The sequence below is a fragment of the Streptomyces sp. NPDC054975 genome (assembly GCF_053609105.1).
Window position 1 is genome coordinate 60,871 of the sequence record NZ_JBSGWV010000036.1, and the last position, 6,519, is coordinate 67,389.

6 protein-coding genes are annotated in these 6,519 nt (G+C 70.6%); all 6 read left to right on the forward strand.

Features of this window, described 5'->3' with window-relative positions:
- The first annotated feature begins 1 nt into the window (after window position 1).
- Complete coding sequence (gene nusA, locus ACWF79_RS25950; protein ID WP_453730546.1) at window positions 2-1,009, forward strand: transcription termination factor NusA; 1,008 nt, start codon at window positions 2-4, stop codon at window positions 1,007-1,009.
- A 129-nt stretch (window positions 1,010-1,138) separates the two neighbouring features.
- Window positions 1,139-1,417 (forward strand): YlxR family protein, encoded by a 279-nt coding sequence (locus ACWF79_RS25955; RefSeq protein ID WP_453730547.1) that lies wholly within the window; start codon window positions 1,139-1,141, stop codon window positions 1,415-1,417.
- A gap of 147 nt (window positions 1,418-1,564) precedes the next feature.
- Window positions 1,565-4,663: a translation initiation factor IF-2 gene (gene infB, locus ACWF79_RS25960; protein WP_453730548.1), complete on the forward strand. Its 3,099-nt coding sequence runs from the start codon at window positions 1,565-1,567 to the stop codon at window positions 4,661-4,663.
- A 137-nt stretch (window positions 4,664-4,800) separates the two neighbouring features.
- Window positions 4,801-5,094, forward strand: coding sequence for a DUF503 domain-containing protein (locus ACWF79_RS25965; RefSeq protein ID WP_453730553.1), 294 nt, complete (start codon window positions 4,801-4,803; stop codon window positions 5,092-5,094).
- Window positions 5,095-5,123: 29 nt separating this feature from the next.
- Window positions 5,124-5,576, forward strand: a complete 453-nt coding sequence (gene rbfA, locus ACWF79_RS25970; RefSeq protein WP_453730549.1) for a 30S ribosome-binding factor RbfA — start codon at window positions 5,124-5,126, stop codon at window positions 5,574-5,576.
- Window positions 5,573-6,469, forward strand: coding sequence for a tRNA pseudouridine(55) synthase TruB (gene truB / locus ACWF79_RS25975; RefSeq protein WP_453730550.1), 897 nt, complete (start codon window positions 5,573-5,575; stop codon window positions 6,467-6,469). The genes rbfA and truB overlap by 4 nt, the downstream gene beginning before the upstream one ends.
- Window positions 6,470-6,519: the final 50 nt, after the last annotated feature.

The following is a 6,519-nucleotide window of genomic DNA, read 5'->3' on the forward strand; positions in this document are numbered from 1 at the left end:
CGTGGACATCGACGTGAAGCTCCTGAAGGGCTTGGCACAAGAGAAGGAGATCTCCTTCGACCTGCTGGTCGAGGCGATCGAGTCGGCCCTCCTCATCGCATACCACCGCACCCCCTCGGCCCGCCGCCACGCGCGCGTGGAGCTGAACCGGCAGACCGGTCACGTGACGGTGTGGGCGAAGGAGGACCCCTCCGAGCTGGAGGAGGGCCAGGAGCCCAAGGACTTCGACGACACCCCGTCGGACTTCGGCCGGATCGCGGCGAGCACCGCCCGGCAGGTCATCCAGCAGCGGCTGCGGGACGCCGAGAACGACGTCACCTTCGGCGAGTACGCCCGCCGTGAGGGCGACATCGTGTCCGGCATGGTGCAGCAGGGCAAGGACCCGAAGAACGTCCTCGTCCGCCTGGACGACAAGCTGGAAGCCATCCTTCCGGTGCAGGAGCAGGTGCCGGGCGAGGAGTACACGCACGGTCTGCGGCTGCGGACGTACGTGGTCCGGGTCGCCAAGGGTGTCCGCGGTCCGTCCGTCACCCTTTCACGCACGCACCCCAATCTGGTGAAGAAGCTGTTCGCCCTGGAGGTCCCCGAGATCGCCGACGGTTCCGTCGAGATCGCGGCGATCGCCCGTGAGGCCGGCCACCGCACCAAGATCGCCGTACGGTCCACCCGTTCGGGCCTGAACGCCAAGGGAGCCTGCATCGGCCCCATGGGCAGTCGGGTGCGCAACGTCATGGCGGAGCTGCACGGCGAGAAGATCGACATCGTCGACTGGTCGGACGACCCGGCCGAGATGGTGGCCAGCGCGCTCTCCCCGGCCCGGGTCTCCAAGGTCGAGATCGTCGACCTGGCCGCCCGCTCGGCCCGGGTGACCGTCCCCGACTACCAGCTGTCGCTGGCGATCGGCAAGGAGGGGCAGAACGCCCGCCTCGCCGCCCGCCTCACCGGCTGGCGCATCGACATCCGCCCGGACACCGAGCACCCGTCCGAGGACGGGCGCGACCGGGACTGAGCGGATCCCCGCTCCACCCAAGGAATGAATCGCGCCGTCGTCACGTTGTGCGACGGCGAGATCACGACAGACGACCGTTCGATTTTTGCCCCAAACGGGTGAGGTCGTTACGGGGAGGTAGACTTAAGCGTGTCTGGCCGGACGCATGCCCGCGCGTGCCCTGAGCGAACCTGTGTGGGATGCCGGGAGCGAGCGGCCAAGAGCGATCTGCTGCGCATCGTGGCGGTCGAGGGCGCTTGTGTCCCCGATCCTCGCGGTACGCTGCCCGGCCGGGGTGCGTATCTGCACCCCGCTTCGGTCTGTCTCGACCTGGCGGTCCGTCGCCGGGCGTTCCCGAGGGCCTTCAAAGTCCAGGGGCCGCTCGAAACGGCGGAAATCAGGTGTCGGGTGGAGCAGCTCACCCAGTAAGAAGAAGTACGGCACGGAGAACCGTGCGGTCAGGTACCTCGCGAGTTGGAAGTAGGTCGAGATTGCGATGAGCACTCGATGAGTACGCGATGAGTACGCCCATGAAGTAGCGACGGTCCGGCGGTAACCGGACCTAAAAGGAGCGAAGTGGCTAAGGTCCGGGTATACGAACTCGCCAAGGAGTTCGGCGTGGAGAGCAAGGTCGTCATGGCCAAGCTCCAAGAACTCGGTGAATTCGTCCGTTCGGCGTCCTCGACGATCGAGGCGCCGGTCGTGCGCAAGTTGACTGATGCGCTGCAGGGTCCCGGCGGTAACGCCGGCAAGACCGCTGCCAAGCCTGGCGCGCCTCGTAAGGCCGCCCCCTCGAAGCCCGCGGCGCCGTCTCCGGCCGCCGCGGCACGTCCCGCTGCCCCGAAGCCCGGCGCCCCGGCCCCCAAGCCGGCCCCCGCCGCGCCTGCGGCCCCGGTCACCCCGGCGGCTCCGGCGAGCAGCACCCCCTCTCCGGCTCCGGCCGCCTCGGGCCCCCGCCCGGGCCCGAAGCCCGCGCCCAAGCCGGTCACGCCGGCTCCGGCCGCCCCCGAGTTCACCGCGCCTCCGTCGGCTCCCGCCGCCGGTCAGCGTCCCGGTGGCGCGACCCCGGGACCCCGTCCCGCCGGCGAGCGTCCCGCCCGTCCGGGTCAGGGCGCGCCGCGTCCGCAGGGCCAGGGTGCCCCGCGTCCGCAGGGCCAGGGCGCTCCGCGTCCGGGCGGTGCCCGTCCGGCCGGTCCTCGTCCGGGCAACAACCCCTTCACCTCGGGTGGCTCCACCGGAATGGCGCGCCCGCAGGCGCCCCGCCCCGGTGGCGGTGCCCCCCGTCCCGGCGGCGACCGTGCCGTTCCGGGTGCCCCGCGTCCGCAGGGCGGCCCCGGTGGCGCCCCGCGTCCCCAGGGCCAGGGCGGCGCGCGTCCCACCCCCGGTGGGATGCCGCGTCCGCAGGCTCCCCGTCCGGGCGGCGCGCCCGGCGGTAACCGTCCGAACCCGGGCATGATGCCGCAGCGTCCCGCTGCCGGCCCGCGTCCCGGTGGTGGCCCCGGCGGTCGTGGCCCCGGTGGCCCCGGCGGTCGTCCGGGTGGCGGCGGCGGCCGTCCCGGTGGCGGCGGCGGCTTCGCCGGCCGTCCGGCCGGTCCCGGCGGTGGCGGTGGCGGCTTCGCCGGCCGTCCCGGTGGTCCCGGTGGTGGCGGCGGCGGTCGTCCGGGTGGTCCCGGCGGCGGTGGCGGCGGCTTCGGCGGTCGTCCCGGCGGCTTCGGTGGCCGTCCCGGTGGCCCCGGTGGCCGTGGTGGCACGCAGGGCGCCTTCGGTCGCCCCGGCGGTCCCGCGCGTCGCGGTCGCAAGTCGAAGCGTCAGAGGCGCCAGGAGTACGAGGCCATGCAGGCCCCGTCGGTCGGCGGCGTGATGCTGCCTCGCGGCAACGGCGAGACCATTCGCCTGTCGCGCGGTGCGTCCCTCACCGACTTCGCCGAGAAGATCAACGCCAACCCGGCGTCGCTCGTCGCGGTGATGATGAACCTCGGCGAGATGGTCACGGCCACGCAGTCCGTCTCCGACGAGACGCTGCAGCTCCTCGGCGACGAGATGAACTACACGGTTCAGATCGTCTCCCCCGAGGAGGAGGACCGCGAGCTGCTCGAGTCCTTCGACATCGAGTTCGGCGAGGACGAGGGCGGCGAAGAGGCTCTGGTCTCCCGTCCGCCGGTCGTCACCGTCATGGGTCACGTCGACCACGGAAAGACCCGACTGCTCGACGCCATCCGCAAGACCAACGTCGTCGCGGGCGAGGCCGGTGGCATCACCCAGCACATCGGTGCCTACCAGGTGGGCACCGAGGTCAACGGTGAAGAGCGCCGCATCACCTTCATCGACACCCCGGGTCACGAGGCGTTCACCGCCATGCGTGCCCGTGGTGCGAAGTCGACCGACATCGCGATCCTCGTGGTCGCGGCCAACGACGGCGTCATGCCGCAGACGATCGAGGCGCTCAACCACGCCAAGGCCGCCGGCGTCCCGATCGTCGTCGCGGTCAACAAGATCGACGTCGAGGGCGCGGACCCGACCAAGGTCCGTGGTCAGCTGACCGAGTTCGGTCTGGTGGCCGAGGAGTACGGCGGCGACACGATGTTCGTCGACATCTCCGCCAAGCAGGGTCTGCACATCGACTCCCTGCTCGAGGCCGTCGTCCTCACCGCCGACGCCTCGCTCGACCTGCGGGCCAACCCGAACCAGGACGCGCAGGGTATTGCGATCGAGTCCCACCTCGACCGCGGTCGTGGTGCCGTCTCGACCGTCCTCGTCCAGCGCGGAACGCTGCGCATCGGCGACACGATGGTCGTCGGCGACGCGTACGGCCGTGTCCGGGCGATGCTCGACGACAAGGGCAACAACGTCGAGGAGGCGACCCCGTCGACTCCCGTCCTGGTCCTTGGTCTCACCAACGTCCCGGGTGCCGGCGACAACTTCCTGGTGGTCGACGAGGACCGCACGGCCCGTCAGATCGCCGAGAAGCGCGCTGCGCGTGAGCGCAACGCCGCCTTCGCCAAGCGCGTCCGCCGGGTGTCCCTCGAGGACCTCGACAAGGTGCTCAAGGCCGGTCTGGTCCAGGAACTCAACCTCATCATCAAGGGCGACGCGTCCGGTGCGGTCGAGGCTCTCGAGTCCTCGCTGCTCCAGCTCGACGTCGGCGAAGAGGTCGACATCCGTGTCCTGCACCGCGGTGTGGGTGCGGTCACCGAGTCCGACATCGACCTGGCCATGGGCTCCGACGCCATCGTCATCGGCTACAACGTCCGCGCTGCGGGCCGCGCGGCGCAGATGGCGGAGCGCGAGGGTGTCGACGTCCGGTACTACTCGGTGATCTACCAGGCCATCGAGGAGATCGAGGCGGCGCTCAAGGGCCTCCTCAAGCCGGAGTACGAAGAGGTCGAGCTCGGTACGGCGGAGATCCGCGAGGTCTTCCGCTCGTCCAAGCTGGGCAACATCGCCGGTGTCCTCATCCGCTCGGGCGAGGTCAAGCGCAACACCAAGGCGCGCCTCATCCGCGACGGCAAGGTCATCGCGGAGAACCTCAACATCGAGGGTCTGCGCCGCTTCAAGGACGACGTCACCGAGATCCGCGAAGGCTTCGAGGGCGGTATCAACCTCGGAAACTTCAACGACATCAAGATCGACGACGTCATCGCGACGTACGAGATGCGCGAGAAGCCGCGCGCCTGAGCGCAGCGGTAGGTCGGGGCCGGTCGGCGGAAGTTATTCCGTCGATCGGCCCCGGCCGTTGCGTGTACGGTTCTGGTGTTCCCGCCAAGTCCTTGGCGGGGCCACTTACCCCGAACCGGCGGGACATCCGGATCTACATGTACGTGGGGACTCTGTCCTTCGATCTGCTCCTCGGCGACGTTCATTCGTTGAAGGAGAAACGCTCCGTCGTCCGGCCCATCGTCGCCGAGCTCCAGCGCAAGTTCTCCGTGAGCGCGGCCGAGGTGGGCGACCAGGACCTCCATCGCAGGGCCCGACTGGGGGTCGCTCTGGTGGCCGGAGACGTGCGGTTCGTGTCGGACGTGCTGGACCGCTGCGAGCGGCTGGTCGCGGCCAGGCCCGAGGTGGAGCTGCTGTCGGTGCGACGCAGGCTCCACACTGATGAAGACTGAACGAGCAAGGCAAAGAAGGAGAAGGACCAGTGGCCGACAACGCGCGGGCGAAGAAGCTGGCGGACCTCATCCGGGAGGTGGTCGCCGAGAAGCTGCAGCGCGGCATCAAGGACCCGCGCCTGGGTACGCACGTGACCATCACGGACACCCGCGTCACCGGTGACCTGCGGGAGGCCACGGTCTTCTACACGGTCTACGGCGACGACGAGGAGCGGGCCAGCGCGGCCGCCGGCCTGGAGAGCGCCAAGGGCATCCTCCGCTCGGCCGTGGGCGCCGCCGCCGGGACGAAGTTCACGCCGACGCTGACCTTCGTCGCGGACGCCCTCCCGGAGACCGCCAAGACGATCGAGGACCTCCTCGACAAGGCACGGGCCTCCGACGCCAAGGTGCGTGAGGCGTCCTCGGGCGCGAAGTACGCCGGCGAGGCCGACCCGTACCGCAAGCCCGAGGACGAGGACGAAGAGGGCACCACCGCCGAATGAGCACCGCAAAGACGCCCGACGGCCTTGTCATCGTCGACAAGCCGTCGGGCTTCACTTCGCACGACGTCGTGGCCAAGATGCGCGGGATCGCCAAGACCCGCCGGGTCGGCCACGCGGGCACGCTCGACCCCATGGCGACGGGCGTCCTCGTCCTCGGCGTGGAGCGGGCGACCAAGCTCCTCGGTCACCTCGCCCTGACCGAGAAGGAGTACCTCGGCACCATCCGCCTCGGCCAGACGACGATCACCGACGACGCCGAGGGCGAGATCACCGCGTCCGTCGACGCCTCCCGGGTGGCCCGCGAGGCGATCGACGCGGGCGTGGCGGAGCTGACCGGCGCCATCATGCAGGTGCCGTCGAAGGTCTCCGCCATCAAGATCGACGGCAAGCGGTCGTACGCGCGGGTGCGCGGCGGCGAGGAGTTCGAGATCCCGGCGCGGCCGGTCACGGTCTCGTCCTTCCAGGTGTACGACGTCCGGGAGGCCGTCGCAGAGGACGGTACGGCGGTCGTGGACCTCGTCGTCTCGGTGGTCTGCTCCTCCGGTACGTACATCCGGGCGCTCGCCCGTGACCTGGGCGCCGGACTGGGCGTGGGCGGTCATCTGACGGCGCTGCGACGGACCCGGGTCGGCCCGTACAAGCTGGACTCGGCGCGGACCCTCGACCAGCTCCAGGAGGAGCTGACGGTCATGCCGGTCGCCGACGCGGCCACGGCGGCGTTCCCCCGCTGGGACGTCGACGAGAAGCGGGCCCGGCTGCTGCTGAACGGCGTACGGCTGGAGATGCCGTCCTACCCGGCGGGTCCGGTGGCGGTCTTCGGGCCGGACGGGCGTCTGCTGGCGCTCGTGGAGGACCAGAAGGGCAAGGCCAAGAGCCTGGCTGTCTTCGGCTGACGCCGACTCCGTCGTCTCTTTCGTGGGCCGGGCACGCACGCGTGCCCGGC